This is a genomic window from Sphaerisporangium sp. NPDC051017, assembly GCF_040683095.1.
In the GTDB taxonomy this organism is placed as follows: domain Bacteria; phylum Actinomycetota; class Actinomycetes; order Streptosporangiales; family Streptosporangiaceae; genus Sphaerisporangium.
Map to the genome: position 1 here is coordinate 93,707 of NZ_JBFBCI010000012.1, position 15,524 is coordinate 109,230.

Below are 15,524 nucleotides of genomic sequence, written 5' to 3' on the forward strand. Positions count from 1 at the left end.
ACGGCGAACAGGTCTGCGATCTGCTCGAAGCTGTAGCCCTTGGCGCGCAGCGCCTCACTGCGCCGTCGGCTCGTCAGGGTCGGTCACCTGATTGCCTGGCGTCAGCGGGTCGCGGAGGTGGTTGACCACGGCCAGCGCCGTGTCCAGGAAGGCTCGCGGAGTCCTCGCGGTGAGCCCTTCACGCCAGGCATAGCCCCCGAGAATGGTGTTGCCGATGGTGTCGACCAAGTCGCGGACCTTGGTGATCGCGTCCTCCAGGTCCCTGCCGAGCGGCTTGGTCTCCTTGTCCTTCCCGGTGTACTCCTGGAGCCCCGCGTAGAGGTTGTCAGCGATGGGGGCGTATCCGACGAGCAGGCCGTCCTGCTTGGTGCGGAAGGTGCGGTTGACCCGGGCGAGCGTCTGCATGAGCAGGGCGCCGCGCATCGGGCGGTCCAGGTAAAGCGTGTGCAACGGCGGGGCGTCGAAGCCGGTGAGCAGCATGTCCTTGACGATGATCAGTTCGAGCTCATCGTCCTCGTCCTTCATCCGGTTCTTGACGGCCTTCTGCTGGGAGGGCTTCCGGACGTGCGTCTTGATGATCCCTGTGTCGCTGGGGTCACCGCTGTAGACGACCTTGATCTTGCCCTGGTCGACCGCGTCGGAGTGCCAGTCCGACTTTATGGCGATAATTTGCTCGTACAGCTTCGCGCAGATCTCCCGCGTGGCGCACACGATCATCGCCTTGCCGGGGCCGTCGATGAACGGGCGCATCTCCGCCGAACGCGCCTCCCAATGATCGACGATGTCACGGGCAAGCTTCTGCAGCCGGTCAGGTGCGCCGTACATCGCGTTCATCACCGCGATGGCCTGCTGGATCCGCTCGCGCTCCGCCTCGTCAAGCCCGGTCGTGACCTTGTCGGCCTCCTCGTCGAGCTGCTCGGCATCGACGCCTTCGGCCAGGCTGAGTGGGATGTGACGGCTCTGGTAATAGACGGCAACGGTCGCGCCATCGTCCACGGCGCGGGTGAGATCGTAGATGGGGTGGATGTAGTCACCGAACACCTTGCGGGTGTCCCGGTCATGCTGGGAGATCGGGGTACCGGTGAAGGCAATCATTGTCGCGTACGGCAGAGCGTCCCGGAGGTGTCGCGCGTACCCGTTGAGGTCGTCGTAGTGGCTGCGATGCGCCTCATCGACGATCACGATGATGTTGCGCCGCTCCGACAGCGTGGGATGCTTGGCGCCCTTCTCCTTCTCCTCCTTGGTGCGGCCGAACTTCTGCAGGGTGGTGAAGTAGATTCCGCCAGTGCGCCGGTTGGCCAGCTCCGTACGCAGTTCCTCGCGGCTGGTGAGCTGCCGCGGCTTCTCCGGCAGCAACTCGCTGACTACGAAGCCGTCGAAAAGCTGGTCGTCCAACTCGGTCCGGTCGGTGAGCACGACGATCGTCGGGTTGCCGAGGCTCGGATTTCTGAGAACCGACGAAGGCCGGGCTCGATGAGGCCCTTGACGAGATGCTGGGCTCATCCGCCGATGGGAACGTTCTCGCCGTGGTGCCCACCGACTGCCTCGACGGCTACGCCCAGGCACGCCGCTTCACCATCAAGGTGGGTAGCGCGTGCGTCAAGGTGGACTCGCTCCACGCTGAGCACTTCCTCCAACGAGCCCGGCTCCAGCGACCCGGCAAGCGGGTGGAGGCGCTCAGAACCGGCAAGGTACACATGTTCCGGGACGAGGAGTGCACCGACGCCACCGGCGGAGCAGCCGCGATCAAGTGGCTGGAGGCCGTGGTGGCGATCGACGACCGCCGGTACTTCCTGCTGGACGGCGAGTGGTACGAGATCGACGTGGCGTACCTGGAGAGCAAGCTGGATGAGATCCGGCGGCTGTTCGTGGATCGACCATCGGTGGATCTGCCCGCCTGGCGCCCGGGTGACCACGAGCGCACCTACAACCGCAGTGTTCAGGACCTGGACCCGGGCTACCTCTGCATGGATCGGGAGATGGTGCGCACGGTGTTCTTCAACCGAGGTGGCTTCGAGGTCTGCGATCTCCTCGGACCTCAGGACGTCCTGATCCACGTCAAGTTCGCCCAGGGTGCCGACTCTCTCAGCCACCTGTTCACGCAGGGGGGCGTCTCCGCCCAGACCCTCCTCCGCTCGGACGAAGCCCTCGGCCGCTTTGCCGAACTGGTCGCCCGGGTCAGCAAGGGGAGTCTCGCCATCGCCGTCGGCTTCCGGCCAAGGAAGGTCGTGTTCGCGATCCTGCTGAAGAAGGGCGTCCTTCTGACTCCCGAGTCGCTCTTCCCGTTGGCACGCGTCGCGCTCGCCAACGCGGCCCGCCTGCTGAACAGTCACGGCATCGAGGTCGAAGTGGTGGGAATCTCGGCGGCCACCAATGCTCTCGCGGCCTGACGCCGCTCAACGACGTAGCCAGCGGCTACGGTGCGCCCGCATCGCGAACAGCACTCCACGGCGCAAGCCCCGGGCGCGCGTCGGCCGTATCGCGGCCGACGCCAAGAGCTGATCGGCCAGGCAGGTGGTGACCATCCGGACAAGATCCGTTCCTTCGAGCTGTATCGGCGGAACACGCTCGAACCGGAGATCTTGACCTTCGACGAACTTCTCGCACGCGCGGAATGGTTGGTGGCCACGCCTACTACGTGAGTGCGTAAGGGTCGCTAGCCTCATATGGCCAGCCGTAAGACATCAGCAGTCCGAACCGCCACCGCCCCGTGCGCGCGTTCTCGTCGTGCTGCTCATCACGCGGGCACCTCCCCCGCGCCGGCGGAGGGGGAGAGAATCACGCCGTCGTGGACATCGGGCGACGCGGTCGCCTCAGGAGTCGGGCTTGGCGATCCCGGCGAAGCAGTGCAGGAGCGTCGATTTTCCCACGCCGAATTAATACATTTCTTTGGAGTAGCCCTGCGCATATCGCAAATGCCGTCCAGCGCCGGAGCCCCCGCGTGCCTGTGTCTGGACGGCACAACTGCCGCGTCCGCGTTAGCCCAACTCGTCTAGCGTCTTGACGATTAGTGTGCGGGCCGCTTTGCCGTGAACGGCGGATGCCTTGAGATGTTCGAACATCCTGGCGTACAGGTCGATCTCTTGCGGCCTGGTTACTTCGATGCTTGCCGTGGGCGTCTCTAACGCGACCAAGGAATCATCAAAGATCCAGAATCCCGTGGAGCCGACAGCGATCCTCTCGGTCATCATTGGAATGATCCCAAGTGAGACGGTAGGAAGTGACATAACCGCTAGCAGTCGATCCAACTGCCCTGCCTGTGTTTCAGCAGTGCCGAACCATGTCCTTAACGCCTGTTCTTCGAGTAAGACTACGAACCGCTTGCCGCCTTGGTAGATGACCCGTTGGCGTTCGACACGGGCTGCGACCGCTTCATCGAGATCGTTTGGTATCGCGAGAAAGTTGATCCAGAACGACAGCATGGCCGCGGAGTACTCAGCGGTCTGAAACAGTCCTGGTATGACGTTGTGCTCATAGATCCGAAAGAGTCGGGTCCGCTCATACAATAGAACAGTATGAGCGCCAACAACCCGCTTAATCCCCGCGCGGGCCTGCCGCCGAAATTCGAGATAAGCGGATTCAATGGCACGCACGGTGGCGATCAGGTCCAGAATCTGGTCCTCGACCCCACAGGCTCGGCACCATTCGCGGATGTCCTCGTCTGTTGGAGTTTTCACCCCGTGCTCGATCTTGCTTACGCGGGTGAAGTGCTGACCGGTCGCCGCTGCCAATTGCCGCCCCGAAAGACCCGCGTCTTTGCGAAGTTCCCGAAGACGGGCGCCAAGCGCTTCTTGCGCCTGTTTGGCGGGACTAGATGGGCTTGTACTCACTGTGAGGTATCGAGAGTTTCCATACGGCTTCGAAGGAGGAGCGACAAAGGTGAATATCGGCAGGGTCCGTCGAAACGAACTTGCCGACCCCCAGACCGTTTCCCGCATAGATCAGGAACACGATCAGACGATCGTCGAAGAGATAGAAGTCGTTTCCGGGGATGCCGATCGACGACACCAGCCTACGAGGAACCCATCGGATGTCTTCGCCTGCCTCGACCATGGGATGCGCAATGCTGAATGACCAACGCTGGTAGTCGCTGAGCGGCTCGGAGACGATCCGCGCCCGACGGACCGACTTCCCGACCTTGACGCCATCGCGGAGGGTGGCGCACCAGCCCTGGAGCCATTCCAGATCATCCGGTTCCCCTGCCGCCCACTTGGCCATGTGGGGTAGTTCTATCGTCGTCCCGTATGAATCCCGTGTTTCCAGATGGATTGCTTCACGCTCGAAGCCGGCGAGCAATCCCTCGAACTCTTCATCCGTTATGGGAGTCACGACCCTGCTCTCTGAAGAACTGAATGATCCTGTCTGGGATCTCGACGGACGTCTCTCCTTCAGGGATGTCCATCTGTGCGAGCGCTTCGGCGTCCGTGACGATCCAGCCCTGCACCACCCAAGTGTCACGATCCGTGCGGTACACGGTAGGTGATCCTGTCGGGTTGGACTCCGGGTCCTTGCCGATGAACGTCAGGCGCATGGCGAGTCTCCTGTCCTATTTGTTGCGAGATATTGCGTTTCTCCGTTGGCGCCCCTGTGGTGCAAGTGCTACGTCGATGCCCCGGCTACATGTTGCCCTCCAGGTCCGCATGTTGGCAACATTCATCAACTTCATGGACGGCGCTGGATGACGGTTCTTACCGTCGTAGCCACGACTTTCGCGGGCTGTGCCGATGTCACAACCGGCGCCCTGGCGGCCGTCTTGTGCCACTGGCCCCTACGCGAGTCCGTACGTTGCACCAGTCTCAAACAGACCATTCGATGGAGGGAAGAGCATGGCCAAGAACAAGGACGACAAAACGCCCAAGCATGCCGGATCGCAGAAACAGGACAAGCCGCTCAAGGTCGAGCGGCCTGGAAAGGAGACCGGGGACGGCGCGGCCAAGGGCGGGCGGCACGGCAAGTGAGTATCAGTCAGCGCATCGGCGCTCTGTGCCGCGAACTCGACGCGAGCGGGGATCTGACAGAGCCGGAGTGGAGAGCCACGCTCAACGAGGTTCCTCGGCACTTGTTCGTTCCGCGCAGGGCGTGGGCCGCCCCTTATGACAGGGTCGGGTATCTGATAGACCGCCGGCAGGATACCGAAGCCTGGATGGACGCGGCGTACGCCGATCACCCGATCATTACACAACTGGACGATGGCGCGACGGACATCGCGACCGGTGAAGGTTACTACACCTCCTCGCTTTCCGCTCCCGGCGTCGTGGTCGATTTCCTGGAACTTCTCCGGCCCTACGAGGGAGACAGGGTCCTGGAAATCGGAACGGGAACCGGGTGGACGGCGGCTCTTCTGTCTCATCGGGTCGGTGAAGCCAACCTCACCAGCATCGAGATAGACGAAGCGGTTCTCGACGTGGCGGCGGAAAACCTCAAGAAAGTCGGTTACGGCCCCTTGCTTCTCCTCGGGGACGGGACACTGGGCTGCCCTGATCAAGCACCTTTCGACAGGGTGCATGTCACCTGCGGTGTGGCCTCGGTGCCCTACGCCTGGGTGGAGCAGACACGGCCCGGCGGGATCATCGTCTTTCCGTGGATGCCGGGAATCGAGCCCGGTCACAAGGCGGTGCTGACCGTTGGGAGAAACGGCGTCGCGAGCGGCAGGTTCTCCAAGCGCGGGGCCAGTTACATGATGCTCCGGGATCAGCGTGTGCCCGGAGGTGAATATCTCGGCGATTACCGGGAAAGCACGGCGGCGGTGGATCCTCGCCGGATCTTCAGGGGCGGCGTCGGGCTGGATGTTGCGATGGCCGGTCTGATGCCAGGGGTTTCGGCGACCACCAAACCGGACGAGCCCTTCCAGGTCTCGTTGTGGTTCGGCGAGTCAGCGGCGCATGTCGCCGGTGATGAAGTCACTCAGTACGGCGATCGGAATCTCTGGGACGAGCTGGAAGACGTCTTCTTCGCCTGGATCGAGTGGGGCAGCCCTGATCGGGATCGGTTCGGGCTGACGGTTACTCCTGGTGGGCAATACGTCTGGCTCGACACTCCGGACACCCCTGTCACCGCGATCAAGAGCCGAGCTTAGCCCGTCACCATGAGCAGAGAGGCGAGGGACATGGGCAAAGGAGACAAGCAAGGGACGCCACAGAAGCCGGACAAGAAAGAGAAGGAGCGGTTACCCCCTTCGCGCACGCCTGCCAAGCCGGGTAACCGGTAAGCGGGGCGGGTGTCCTGAGCTGGATGTCACGGTAGATCAGGACGGGGGCCCACGGGGTGCCCTTATATCCTCCTTCACGGCCGGAGCGACCACCGGCCCCTGGCCGCGGGACCATCGTGGCCGATCGCCGGCGTCGCGGCGTGATCGCGGCGCCCGTGGCCGGCCCTCCAGGTCTCAGCCGTCGTACCCGAGCGAACCTCAGATCATCTCGCGCGTGTCCCGGATCTTCCCCTCGGCTCGCCGATTAGCGCGGGGATCTCGTGGATAGGAGTGAGTCAGGCGTCGCGCTACGTCGCAGAGCGAACACGACTAATGGCGCATGCCGGGGGGAGACAACATGCGCTATGCCAGATCCTCAGTGAGCAGGGCGGCGGTCGGCGTCTACCTGGCGCTCGCGGCCCAGATCGCCACCCTGACATGCCTGGTCGTCTTCGAGGAGGCCCGCGGCAAGACGCTCGCACGGCAGATGGCGGCGCTGGGCAACGATCCGCACGCCCCGGGCGCCGCCGCCGTCACCGGCGCGGTTACGTGGTTCGCCGTGCTGATCCTGCTGGTGGCCGCGACGACGGTCGCGGCGGGCTGCTCGTACTTCGCCTGGCTGCGGCAGGCCGGCGCCACGCCGGGGATGATCGGCATCGCCTGGTTCGTGCCCGTGCTGAACCTTGCGGCCCCGGCGCTGCTGCTGCACGCCCTGCGCGAGGACGCGGGGCTGCGCGAGGGGCGGCGCAAGACGTGGCTCGTGCTGGTCGCGGGCTGGTGGGCGTGCTGGCTGGGCTTCGTGTTCCTCATCCTCGCCCGGCTGCCCGTGACGCACTCCCCCCAGGGCAAGGACCTCACCGGGCTCGGTGTGCCGGAGCTCGCGGTCGCGGTGCTGGCCGCCCTGCTGTGCGCGGCGACGGTGCGGGAGATCACCGGGGCGCGCATGAGCGCGCGCCCCTCGGGCATCGCGCCCCGCCTGAAGCTGCTGCCCGCCCTGCGCTCGCTCCCCCGCCACACCTACCCCGCCCAGGACTGAGCACCTAAGGGGCGCCCCGGACACGCCGCGCCGAAGGCGTGGCAATAGGCACAGACGGCGGAGGGCCCGAGCTGCCGGGGCTGGCGTGCCACAGCTTGCGCGGCGCCGTCAGCACGCCGCCCGCGGGGCCGATGTCGGCGTACGGCGAGATCCGGTAGCCGTTGCCGTACTCCACGCGGCGCCCTCCGACGCCGCCCCGGTCACGCGGGACGGCGTCCAGCACCGCCCGTACGGCGCCGATGCCCTCGGTGCGCCAGATCTCGTCGAGCTCGACGAGGTTCCAGCAGTCCAGGGCGCGCAGGGACACGGCGCGCGCGCCGACCCGCCGGACGACGCCCCGGGCGACCAGCAGCCACGACCCGAAGAGCGTGGCGGCGCAGTGGCCCTGCACCGACTCGAAGAACGTGAGGTCGATCGGGCCGGTCGCGTCGTCCAGGGTGGTGAAGATCACGCGCTGGCCGGAGCGCACCGCCGGGGTCTGGGTGGCGACCTTCACCCCGGCGACGAGGATCTCGGCGCCGTTGCGCATCGTGAGCAGCTCACCGGCCCTGACGACGCCGATCGCGGCGAGCAGGTCCTCGTGGAAGGCGATGATGTGGTGGCTGACGTCCATGCCGAGGATCTCCAGCTCGGCCTGCACGGCCTCGGCCGCGGTCATCTCCGGCAGCTCTCCGGGCGTGATGTGCTCGGTGAAGCCCATCGGGATCTGCACGGCGGAGGCGGCCGCGTTCACAGGGTCCGGAGTGGCCGGAGCGTCCGGTGATGTCCCCGGGCGCGTCCAGCCGCGTTCGGTCTCGCCGCGCCGCGCCGCGCTCCGCCGGGCGCCGGACCTGGTCCGCACGCCCGTGGCGGAGGTCCGTTCCAGGACGCCGACCTGGGCGAGCAGGTCGCGCCGGGTCAGCTCGCCCGGACGCCAGCGCGGGCCGCCCGGGTGCAGGCCGTGCAGCGCGTCGACGCCGCCGACCTGGACGACGCGCTCGGCGACGGGCCGGGACGGGCGGGCGCGTTCCCAGAAGTCGGCCAGCGAGGTGTAGGGCTGTCCGGCGACCATGCGTTCGACCTCGGCCTCGCTGATGCCTTTGACCGACGAGAACGGCACCCGCAGGCCGTACCCCTCGCCGACGCGCCGCGGAGGGTCTTGCTCGGGCGGGACGCCGGTCGGCGGCGGGGGTGGGGGGCAGCGTTCGACGAGCCACTGCCGGCCGGAGGCGTTGACGTCCAGCGGCAGGACGGCGACCCCGCACTGGCGGGCCTCGTCCAGGATGACCCGGTTGGGGTACATGCCCGGCTCGTGGGTGAGCACCCCGGCGAAGAACGCGGCCGCATGGTGGCGCTTCAGCCACGCCGACTGGTAGGTGGGCAGGGCGAACGCCGCCGCGTGCGCCTTGCAGAACCCGAACGAGCCGAACGCGTCGAGCACCTGCCAGGCGCGGTCGGTGGTCGCGCGGTCGAACTCGGGGAGCACGCGGTCCTCCCACCACGCGCGGGCCTCGTCGCGGCCCTCGGGCGTGGAGAGCTTGCGACGGATCTTCTCGGCCTCCGACAGGCCGCAGCCGGTCATGGCGTCGACGATCTTCAGGACCTGCTCGTGAAAGATCACCACGCCGTGGGTCTCGCGCAGGGCGGGCCGGAGCTTCGGGTGCGGGTAGCGCGGCGCGCGCCAGCCGTGCCGGGCCTCCAGGTAGGGGGTGACCATGTCGGAGTTGACCGGTCCCGGGCGGAACAGGGAGATGTCGACGATGAGGTCGTGGATCGTGCGCGGCTCCAGCTTGGCCACCAGCTCGCGCTGGCCGGGCGACTCGATCTGGAAGCAGCCGAGCGTGTGCCCGGTGCGGATCATGTCGTAGGTCGCGCGGTCGTCGTGGGGGACGCCCCGGTCGAGGTCGACGTCCTCGCCGTCCACCCGCTTGATCTCGCCGAGGGCGTAGGCCATGGCGGACTGCATGCGCACGCCGAGCACGTCGAGCTTCAGCAGCCCGGCCTCCTCGACGTCGTCCTTGTCGAACTGGCTCATCGGGAACTCCAGCAGGCTGCGCTCGACGGGGGTGCGGTCGCGCAGCCCGGAGTTGCCGACGAGCACGCCGCACGGATGCAGGGCGATGTGCCGGGGGAGCCCGTCCAGCTTCTCGGCGAGCTCGAACATCGTGCCCAGGGCGTGGGCGCCGAGGCCGCTGTCGCGCAGTTCGGGCAGGTCGGACAGGGCCGCGCGGATCTGCTTGGCCCGGATGTGCGGGAACGCCTTGGCGATGACGTCGATCTCGTGGGGCGGCAGGCCCATGGCGGCTCCGACGTCGCGGATCGCGCTGCGGGCGCGGTAGGTCTCCATCATGGAGACGCAGGCCACGCGGCTTTCGCCGTACCGCTGGAGGATCGCGCGGTAGCAGTCGAGGCGGCGCGCGGACTCGACGTCCACGTCGATGTCGGGCAGGCCCTCGCGGCCCTCGGACAGGAAGCGCTCCATCAGCAGGCCGTGGTCGAGGGGGTTCACCTCGCCGATGCGGATGAGGTGGTTGACCAGGCTGCCGGCGCCCGAGCCGCGGATCGCGCAGCGCACGCCCATCGCGCGGATCATGTCCGTTATGTCAGAAACAACAATGAAATATCCGGACAACTGCTTGTGCTCGATGACGCGCAGCTCGTCCTCCAGCCGCTCACGCGCCTCGCTGGACCGTTCCATCCCCCGGGCCGCCAGGCCGTCCTCGCACCGGCGGCGCAGCAGCGGGACCGGATCGCCGTCGACCTCCGGCAGGTGAAGACGCTCGCGCCCGCCGCGCAGCGCGAGCACCTCCAGCGGGTCCAGCACGCACCGCCCGGCGGCCTCCCGTGTGCGGGCGAGCAGCCGCGCCGCCCGTCCCCGGTCGCCGCCGCAGACGCGCAGGGCCACGTGCCACATCTCCTTGCCGCTCTTGAGGTAGGCGTGCGAGGCGGAATGCTCCAGGTGGCGCGGGTGCAGGGGGACGAGCTTGCGCGCGGCGTCCAGCACGTCGCCGACCCGGTAGTCCCCCGGCTCCAGGTGGCGGACGGCGTTGGTCAGCACGGACGGCACGCCCGCCGACTCGGCCAGAGCGAGCATGCGCGCGGCCGTGCTCGCGTCCCGGTGGCCGAACTGGTCGACGACCTCGACCACGACGTCGGGGACGACGGCCCGCCAGGCGGCGAGCAGCGCGCGGGCGTGCTCGTCCCGGCGCGCGGCCACCGCCCGGCCGACGTCGGAGCGGGGGCCGAGCATGACCAGCAGCTCCCCGGCGTGCCGGCCGACCAGCTCGCGGGTCACCCGGGGCTCGCCCCGCTCCCCCGCGTGGTGGGCGGCGGTGGTGAGCCGGCACAGGTGCGCCCACCCGCCGGACCTGGCCAGGATGGTGATCCGGTCACCGTCGTCGCCGTGCCGGTCGCTGTGCCTGGCGCTGTGCCTGTCGCCGTGCAGTCCGCCGCCGGGCTCGCCGAGGGCGAGGTCGACGCCGACGACGGGCGCGATCCCGGCCCCGGCGCACGCCTGGACGTGCTTGACCGCGCCGTACATGCCGTCGCGGTCGGTCAGCGCGAGGACGTCCATCTCGTGCTCGGCGGCGCGCACGGCCAGAGCGGCCGGGAACGCCGACCCGTACCGCAGGGAGTAGGCGGACGCGACGTGGAGGTGGGGGAACATCAGTCCCACGCCCTGAGCATCAGCCAGCCGCCGCTGGCGGTGTCGAAGCGCAGCTCATAGGTGCCGACGTCCTTGCCGGGGCTCGCCTCCACCCGCCAGAACCGGCGCTCACCGGGGTCGGCCTCGGAGATCTTCCACCACTCGCGGGAGGTCACCCAGTGGTCGAGGGTGCGGCGGACGACGTAGAGACGGTCACGCCAGACGAAACGGGCGGGCTCGCCGTCGCGCGTCCACACCTCGATGGGATCGCCGTAGATTCTGCTCAATGGCGCTTCTTCTCCCTGGGCCTCTGGAACCTGGAGCACCCGGGGGAAGACGGGTGGTGCTACTTCGAACATACGTTCCCAGAGCCCCGAGGGCAAATCAGCACACCCCGGAAAGACCTCACCACCAGGCCACTGTCCTGGCGCCTTGATCGTGAAAAGGTGCGATCGGATACGTCACCGGCTGTTCACACAAAGACACCCACGCGCAGGAAAGTAGACGCGAGCCGTTGTCCCGGCCCCCCTATCTTCTTCCCACAACCTCCGAAAGTGGGAGCAAGAGTGCACTCATCACGAGCGCGTATCGCCGGCCTCGCCGCCGTCCTTACCGTCGCCACTTCTTTCGCCGCGGCCTGCGGCTCCGCGCCCACCACAGGCGCCGAGACCGGAGCCTCCGCCTCGGCCGGCGGCAACTCCGCCGCGACCGCGACCTCCGCGGCCGACCTCGGCGGCTTCGACAAGCTCGTCGAGGCGGCCAAGAAGGAAGGCCAGCTCAACGTCATCGCCCTGCCGCCGGACTGGGCGAACTACGGGGAGATCATCAAGGCGTTCGGCGACAAGTACGGCATCAAGATCAACAGCGAGAACCCCGACGGTTCCAGCTCCGACGAGATCAACGCCGTCAAGACCCGCAAGGGCCAGGACCGCGCCCCCGACGTGCTCGACGTCGGCACGGCGTTCGCGCTCAGCGGCAGCCAGGAAGGCCTCTACGCGCCGTACAAGGTGCAGACCTGGGACAAGATCCCCGAGGGCCAGAAGGACGCCGCGGGGACCTGGTACAACGACTACGGAGGCTACGTCTCCATCGGCTGCGACGCCAAGCGCATCAAGACCTGCCCGGAGACCTTCGCCGACCTGCTCAAGCCCGAGTACAAGGGCAAGGTCGCGATGAACGGCAACCCGACCAAGTCGGGCTCGGCGTTCGCCGGCGTGTACGCCGCCGCGCTCGCCAACGGCGGCTCCTTCGACGACATCCAGCCCGGCCTCGACTTCTTCAAGAAGCTCAAGGCGGCCGGCAACTACAACCCCGTCGAGTCGACCCCGGCGACCGTGCAGAACGGCGAGACCTCGATCAGCATCGACTGGGACTACCTCAACGCCGGCTACACCGACCAGTTCGCCGCCAAGGGCGTCGACTGGAAGGTCACCGTCCCCTCCGACGGCAAGTACGCCAACTTCTACGCCCAGGCGATCAACAAGTGGGCCCCGCACCCGGCCGCCGCGCGGCTGTGGGAGGAGTTCATCTACAGCCCCGAGGGCCAGAACCTCTACCTGAAGGGGTACGCGCGCGCCGTCCTGCTGCCCGCGATGCAGACCGACGGCACCGCCGACGCGGCGCTGGTCGAGAAGCTCCCCAAGGTCGACGGAACGCCCACCTTCCCGACCCCCGATCAGGTCACCAAGGCCAAGGAAGTCCTGGCCTCCGGCTGGGGCGCCGCGGTCTCCGGCTGACGGCCCGGCACTCCCTCCCACATGGTTGAGACGACCTCGACGGCCCCCGCCCCCCTCCCCCTGAAGAAGCGGGGCGGGGGCGGCGGCAGGGCCACGGCCCGCTCCGCCGGCTGGACCGGGGCGCTGCCCCTGCTGGTGTTCGTCGGCCTGGCCTTCGGCATCCCCGCGGCCGCCCTGCTCGGCGGGGCGCTCACCGCGGGCGGCTCGCTCAGCGTGGCCAACCTCACCGAGTCGCTCCAGGGCGCGTACCTCACGGCGATGCTCAGCAGCGTGAAGCTGTCCGTGCTCGTCGCGGTCGCCGGAGCCGTGCTCGGCACCTTCCTCGCCCAGGCCGTGGTCACCTCGCGGTTCCGCGCCCTGCGCGAGGCCGTGCTGACGGCCTCGGGCGTGCTCGCCAACTTCGGCGGCGTCCCGCTGGCCTTCGCCTGGATCGCCACGCTCGGCAACTCCGGCGTGCTCACCACGCGCCTCGGCCTCGGCGACCTGGGCTGGAACCTGTACAGCTTCTGGGGCCTGGCCCTGGTGTACCTGTACTTCTCGGTGCCGCTGATGGTGCTGGTGATCGTCCCCGCCCTGGACGGACTGCGGCCGCAGTGGCGCGAGGCGGCGCAGAACAACGGCGCCACCGCTTGGCAGTTCTGGCGCTACATCGGGATCCCGGTGCTCACCCCGACCCTGCTCGGCGGGGTGGTCCTGCTGTTCGGCGGCGCCTTCGCCGCCTACGCGACCGCCGCCGCCATGGTCGGCACGGTCGTCCCGCTGGTGACGCTGCAGATCGCCGACGCGCTGGGCGGCAACGTGCTGATCGGCCACGAGAACGTCGCCCTGGCCCTCAGTCTGGACATGGTCGTGATCGCCGGCATCGTCATGGCGATCTACCTTCCGCTTCAGCGCAGGAGCGCGCGATGGCTGCGCTGACCCCGGCCGCCCTCCCCGACGTCGAGGCGCCCGCCCGGCGCCCGCGCGGCGGCGGTTCCCGGCGCGCGGGCATCTGGCGGGGCGTCGTCCTCGTCGTCGCCGCGCTGTACTTCGTGACGCCGCTGATCGCGTCCTTCGTGTTCACCGTGAACGACCCCGTGGCGGGCTTCACCCTCGACGCCTACGGGGAGATCTTCACCGCCGAGGGCTTCGCGCAGAGCCTGCTGCTCTCGCTCGGGCTGGCGGTGGCGACGATCGTCCTCGTGCTGGTGCTCACGCTGCCCGCCATGCTGGCCGTGCGGCTCAGCGTGCCCCGGCTGCGGCCGGTGCTCGAAGTGCTGTGCACGCTGCCGCTGGTCGTCCCGCCGATCACGTTCGTCGCCGGGATCAGCACGGTGCTGAGCTGGGGACCCGACTACCTGGCGGCCACGCCGTTCTACCAGACGATCTTCGCGATCCAGAACCCCACGTTCCCGGTCGTGCTGGTCATCGCCTACGCCGTGCTGGCGCTGCCGTTCGTCTACCGGGCGCTGGACGCGGGGCTCGGCGCGATGGACGTCCGCACGCTGGTAGAGGCCGCGCGCAACTGCGGCGCGTCCTGGCCGGTCGTGCTGCTGCGGGTCATCGTCCCCAACCTCAAGTCCGGCCTCGCCAGCGCGTCCTTCCTCACCCTCGCCCTCGTGCTCGGCGAGTACACGATCGCGCGACTGCTGGGCTTCCAGCCGTTCTCGGTGTGGATCGTCACGGTCTCCGGCGCGAACCCCCAGCTGTCGGTCGCGGTGTCCATCTTCAGCCTGCTGCTCACGTGGCTGCTGCTGCTCGTCCTCTCAACCGCGGGAACCAGAAGGAGTCGATCGTGAACGGGGCTCAGGTGGAGTTCCGGGGGCTGCGCCGTACCTTCGGCACCACCGTCGCCCTCGACGGCCTGGACCTGACGGTCGCGCCGGGCGAGCTGATCGCCCTGCTCGGGCCGTCCGGGTGCGGCAAGACGACCGCGCTGCGCTGCGTCGCGGGCTTCGAGACCCCCGACCAGGGAGCCGTGCTCGTCGACGGCGAGGACATCACGCGCGTCCCGGCCAACCGCCGCGACGCGGGCATGGTCTTCCAGTCCTACAGCCTGTTCCCCAACCTGAACGCCCGCGACAACGTGGCGTTCGGGATGCGGGTGCGCAAGGTGCCCGCGGCCAAGCGGCACGCCCGCGCGGCCGAGCTGCTGGAGCTGGTCGGCCTGCCCTCGCAGGGCGACCGCTACCCGCACCAGCTCTCCGGCGGCCAGCAGCAGCGCGTCGCGCTCGCCCGGGCGCTGGCGCTGGAGCCCCGGGTACTGCTGCTGGACGAGCCGCTGTCCGCGCTGGACGCCAAGGTGCGGGTCACGCTGCGCGAGGAGATCCGGCGGCTGCAGCTCTCGCTCGGCATCACCGCGATCTTCGTCACCCACGACCAGGAGGAGGCCCTCTCGGTCGCCGACCACGTCGCGGTGCTGCGCGCGGGACGGCTGGAGCAGTCCGGGCCCCCTGCGGAGATCTACGACCGCCCGGCGACGCCGTTCGTGGCCGAGTTCGTGGGCACCATGAACCACCTGCCCGGACGGCTCTCCGGCGACCTCGTCGAGGTGGCCGGGCAGCGGCTCCCCGTGCACGGCGACCGTCCCGCCACGTCCGAGGTGGACGTGCTGGTGCGCCCGGAGACCGTGCTGGTCACCCCCGCCGAGGACGGGGACGTGCTGATCGTCACCTCCTCCTTCCGCGGGGCGTCCGTACGGCTGCTCCTGCGCCTCGGCGACGGCACGGAGATCGTCGCGGACCTGCCCGGGCACGACGCCGCGCGTTTCGCGGTGGGCGGGCGGGCCAGCGTGCGCCTCGTCGAACGGCCGGTCCTGGTGGCCACGCGCACCCCCGCCTCGGCGGCTCCGGAGGCCGTAACGGCATGAACGAGTGAGGCTGTATGGGGGTGGACGGCTGAGGCCGTATCAGCGGGGCCGCCCCCTCGGCCACGCCGACCCCTACCATGCCGTAACGGCTG

At 68.5% G+C, this 15,524-nt stretch carries 14 protein-coding genes; 8 read left to right on the forward strand and 6 right to left on the reverse strand.

What is annotated here, in order from left to right:
• Positions 1 to 54: 54 nt before the first annotated feature.
• Positions 55 to 1,503, reverse strand: a complete 1,449-nt coding sequence (locus AB0M95_RS13440) for an HsdR family type I site-specific deoxyribonuclease (protein ID WP_363763159.1) — start codon at positions 1,501 to 1,503, stop codon at positions 55 to 57.
• On the opposite strand from AB0M95_RS13440, the gene AB0M95_RS13445 reads away from it, so the two are divergent.
• A complete protein-coding gene (locus AB0M95_RS13445) occupies positions 1,491 to 2,390 on the forward strand; it encodes a TIGR04141 family sporadically distributed protein (RefSeq protein ID WP_363763162.1) in 900 nt (299 codons plus the stop codon). The genes AB0M95_RS13440 and AB0M95_RS13445 overlap by 13 nt on opposite strands.
• Positions 2,391 to 2,978: 588 nt before the next feature.
• Here AB0M95_RS13445 and AB0M95_RS13450 read toward each other — a convergent pair.
• Genes AB0M95_RS13450 through AB0M95_RS13460 form a run of 3 tightly spaced genes read right to left on the reverse strand, consistent with a single transcriptional unit; the run spans position 2,979 to position 4,531 of the window.
• Positions 2,979 to 3,830: a helix-turn-helix transcriptional regulator gene (locus AB0M95_RS13450; RefSeq protein ID WP_363763165.1), complete on the reverse strand. Its 852-nt coding sequence runs from the start codon at positions 3,828 to 3,830 to the stop codon at positions 2,979 to 2,981.
• On the reverse strand, positions 3,811 to 4,329 hold the full coding sequence (locus AB0M95_RS13455) for a DUF6879 family protein (RefSeq protein ID WP_363763168.1): 519 nt from the start codon (positions 4,327 to 4,329) through the stop codon (positions 3,811 to 3,813). Before AB0M95_RS13455 ends, AB0M95_RS13450 begins: the two co-directional genes overlap by 20 nt.
• Entirely contained in the window at positions 4,310 to 4,531 is a 222-nt protein-coding gene (locus AB0M95_RS13460; protein ID WP_363763171.1) for a hypothetical protein, read from the reverse strand. Before AB0M95_RS13460 ends, AB0M95_RS13455 begins: the two co-directional genes overlap by 20 nt.
• Before the next feature lie 295 nt (positions 4,532 to 4,826).
• Here AB0M95_RS13460 and AB0M95_RS13465 point away from each other — a divergent pair, with 295 nt between their 5' ends.
• The 3 genes from AB0M95_RS13465 to AB0M95_RS13475 all read left to right on the forward strand — a co-directional run bounded on the left by AB0M95_RS13465 (position 4,827) and on the right by AB0M95_RS13475 (position 7,223).
• Entirely contained in the window at positions 4,827 to 4,958 is a 132-nt protein-coding gene (locus AB0M95_RS13465; protein WP_363763174.1) for a hypothetical protein, read from the forward strand.
• 185 nt (positions 4,959 to 5,143) lie between these two features.
• Positions 5,144 to 6,076, forward strand: coding sequence for a methyltransferase domain-containing protein (locus tag AB0M95_RS13470; protein ID WP_363763177.1), 933 nt, complete (start codon positions 5,144 to 5,146; stop codon positions 6,074 to 6,076).
• Positions 6,077 to 6,545: 469 nt separating this feature from the next.
• Positions 6,546 to 7,223 carry a hypothetical protein gene (locus AB0M95_RS13475; protein ID WP_363763180.1) on the forward strand — a complete coding sequence of 226 codons (678 nt, stop codon included), beginning with the start codon at positions 6,546 to 6,548 and terminating at the stop codon, positions 7,221 to 7,223.
• A gap of 4 nt (positions 7,224 to 7,227) precedes the next feature.
• On the opposite strand, the gene dnaE is transcribed toward AB0M95_RS13475, so the two are convergent.
• Both dnaE and AB0M95_RS13485 read right to left on the reverse strand, forming a co-directional pair.
• A complete protein-coding gene (gene dnaE, locus AB0M95_RS13480) occupies positions 7,228 to 10,869 on the reverse strand; it encodes a DNA polymerase III subunit alpha (RefSeq protein ID WP_363763300.1) in 3,642 nt (1,213 codons plus the stop codon).
• A complete protein-coding gene (locus AB0M95_RS13485) occupies positions 10,869 to 11,135 on the reverse strand; it encodes a DUF6504 family protein (protein ID WP_358523928.1) in 267 nt (88 codons plus the stop codon). Before AB0M95_RS13485 ends, dnaE begins: the two co-directional genes overlap by 1 nt.
• Positions 11,136 to 11,414: 279 nt before the next feature.
• Between AB0M95_RS13485 and AB0M95_RS13490 the strand changes: the two genes are divergently transcribed.
• The 4 genes from AB0M95_RS13490 to AB0M95_RS13505 are packed head-to-tail and all read left to right on the forward strand — an operon-like array spanning position 11,415 to position 15,432.
• Complete coding sequence (locus AB0M95_RS13490) at positions 11,415 to 12,584, forward strand: ABC transporter substrate-binding protein (protein ID WP_363763183.1); 1,170 nt, start codon at positions 11,415 to 11,417, stop codon at positions 12,582 to 12,584.
• 21 nt (positions 12,585 to 12,605) lie between these two features.
• A complete protein-coding gene (locus AB0M95_RS13495; RefSeq protein ID WP_358523932.1) occupies positions 12,606 to 13,502 on the forward strand; it encodes an ABC transporter permease in 897 nt (298 codons plus the stop codon).
• On the forward strand, positions 13,490 to 14,362 hold the full coding sequence (locus tag AB0M95_RS13500) for an ABC transporter permease subunit (protein ID WP_363763186.1): 873 nt from the start codon (positions 13,490 to 13,492) through the stop codon (positions 14,360 to 14,362). Before AB0M95_RS13495 ends, AB0M95_RS13500 begins: the two co-directional genes overlap by 13 nt.
• Positions 14,359 to 15,432, forward strand: a complete 1,074-nt coding sequence (locus AB0M95_RS13505; protein WP_363763189.1) for an ABC transporter ATP-binding protein — start codon at positions 14,359 to 14,361, stop codon at positions 15,430 to 15,432. The genes AB0M95_RS13500 and AB0M95_RS13505 overlap by 4 nt, the downstream gene beginning before the upstream one ends.
• Positions 15,433 to 15,524: the final 92 nt, after the last annotated feature.

What these genes read in the sequence shown, in the direction of transcription:
- AB0M95_RS13445 (WP_363763162.1), top strand. Translation starts at nt 1,491, where the DNA reads ATGCTGGGCTCATCCGCCGATGGGAACGTTCTCGCCGTGGTGCCCACC.
- AB0M95_RS13440 (WP_363763159.1), bottom strand. Translation starts at nt 1,503, where the DNA reads ATGAGCCCAGCATCTCGTCAAGGGCCTCATCGAGCCCGGCCTTCGTCG.
- AB0M95_RS13460 (WP_363763171.1), bottom strand. Translation starts at nt 4,531, where the DNA reads ATGCGCCTGACGTTCATCGGCAAGGACCCGGAGTCCAACCCGACAGGA.
- AB0M95_RS13465 (WP_363763174.1), top strand. Translation starts at nt 4,827, where the DNA reads ATGGCCAAGAACAAGGACGACAAAACGCCCAAGCATGCCGGATCGCAG.
- AB0M95_RS13470 (WP_363763177.1), top strand. Translation starts at nt 5,144, where the DNA reads ATGGACGCGGCGTACGCCGATCACCCGATCATTACACAACTGGACGAT.
- AB0M95_RS13475 (WP_363763180.1), top strand. Translation starts at nt 6,546, where the DNA reads ATGCGCTATGCCAGATCCTCAGTGAGCAGGGCGGCGGTCGGCGTCTAC.
- dnaE (WP_363763300.1), bottom strand. Translation starts at nt 10,869, where the DNA reads ATGTTCCCCCACCTCCACGTCGCGTCCGCCTACTCCCTGCGGTACGGG.
- AB0M95_RS13495 (WP_358523932.1), top strand. Translation starts at nt 12,606, where the DNA reads ATGGTTGAGACGACCTCGACGGCCCCCGCCCCCCTCCCCCTGAAGAAG.
- AB0M95_RS13500 (WP_363763186.1), top strand. Translation starts at nt 13,490, where the DNA reads ATGGCTGCGCTGACCCCGGCCGCCCTCCCCGACGTCGAGGCGCCCGCC.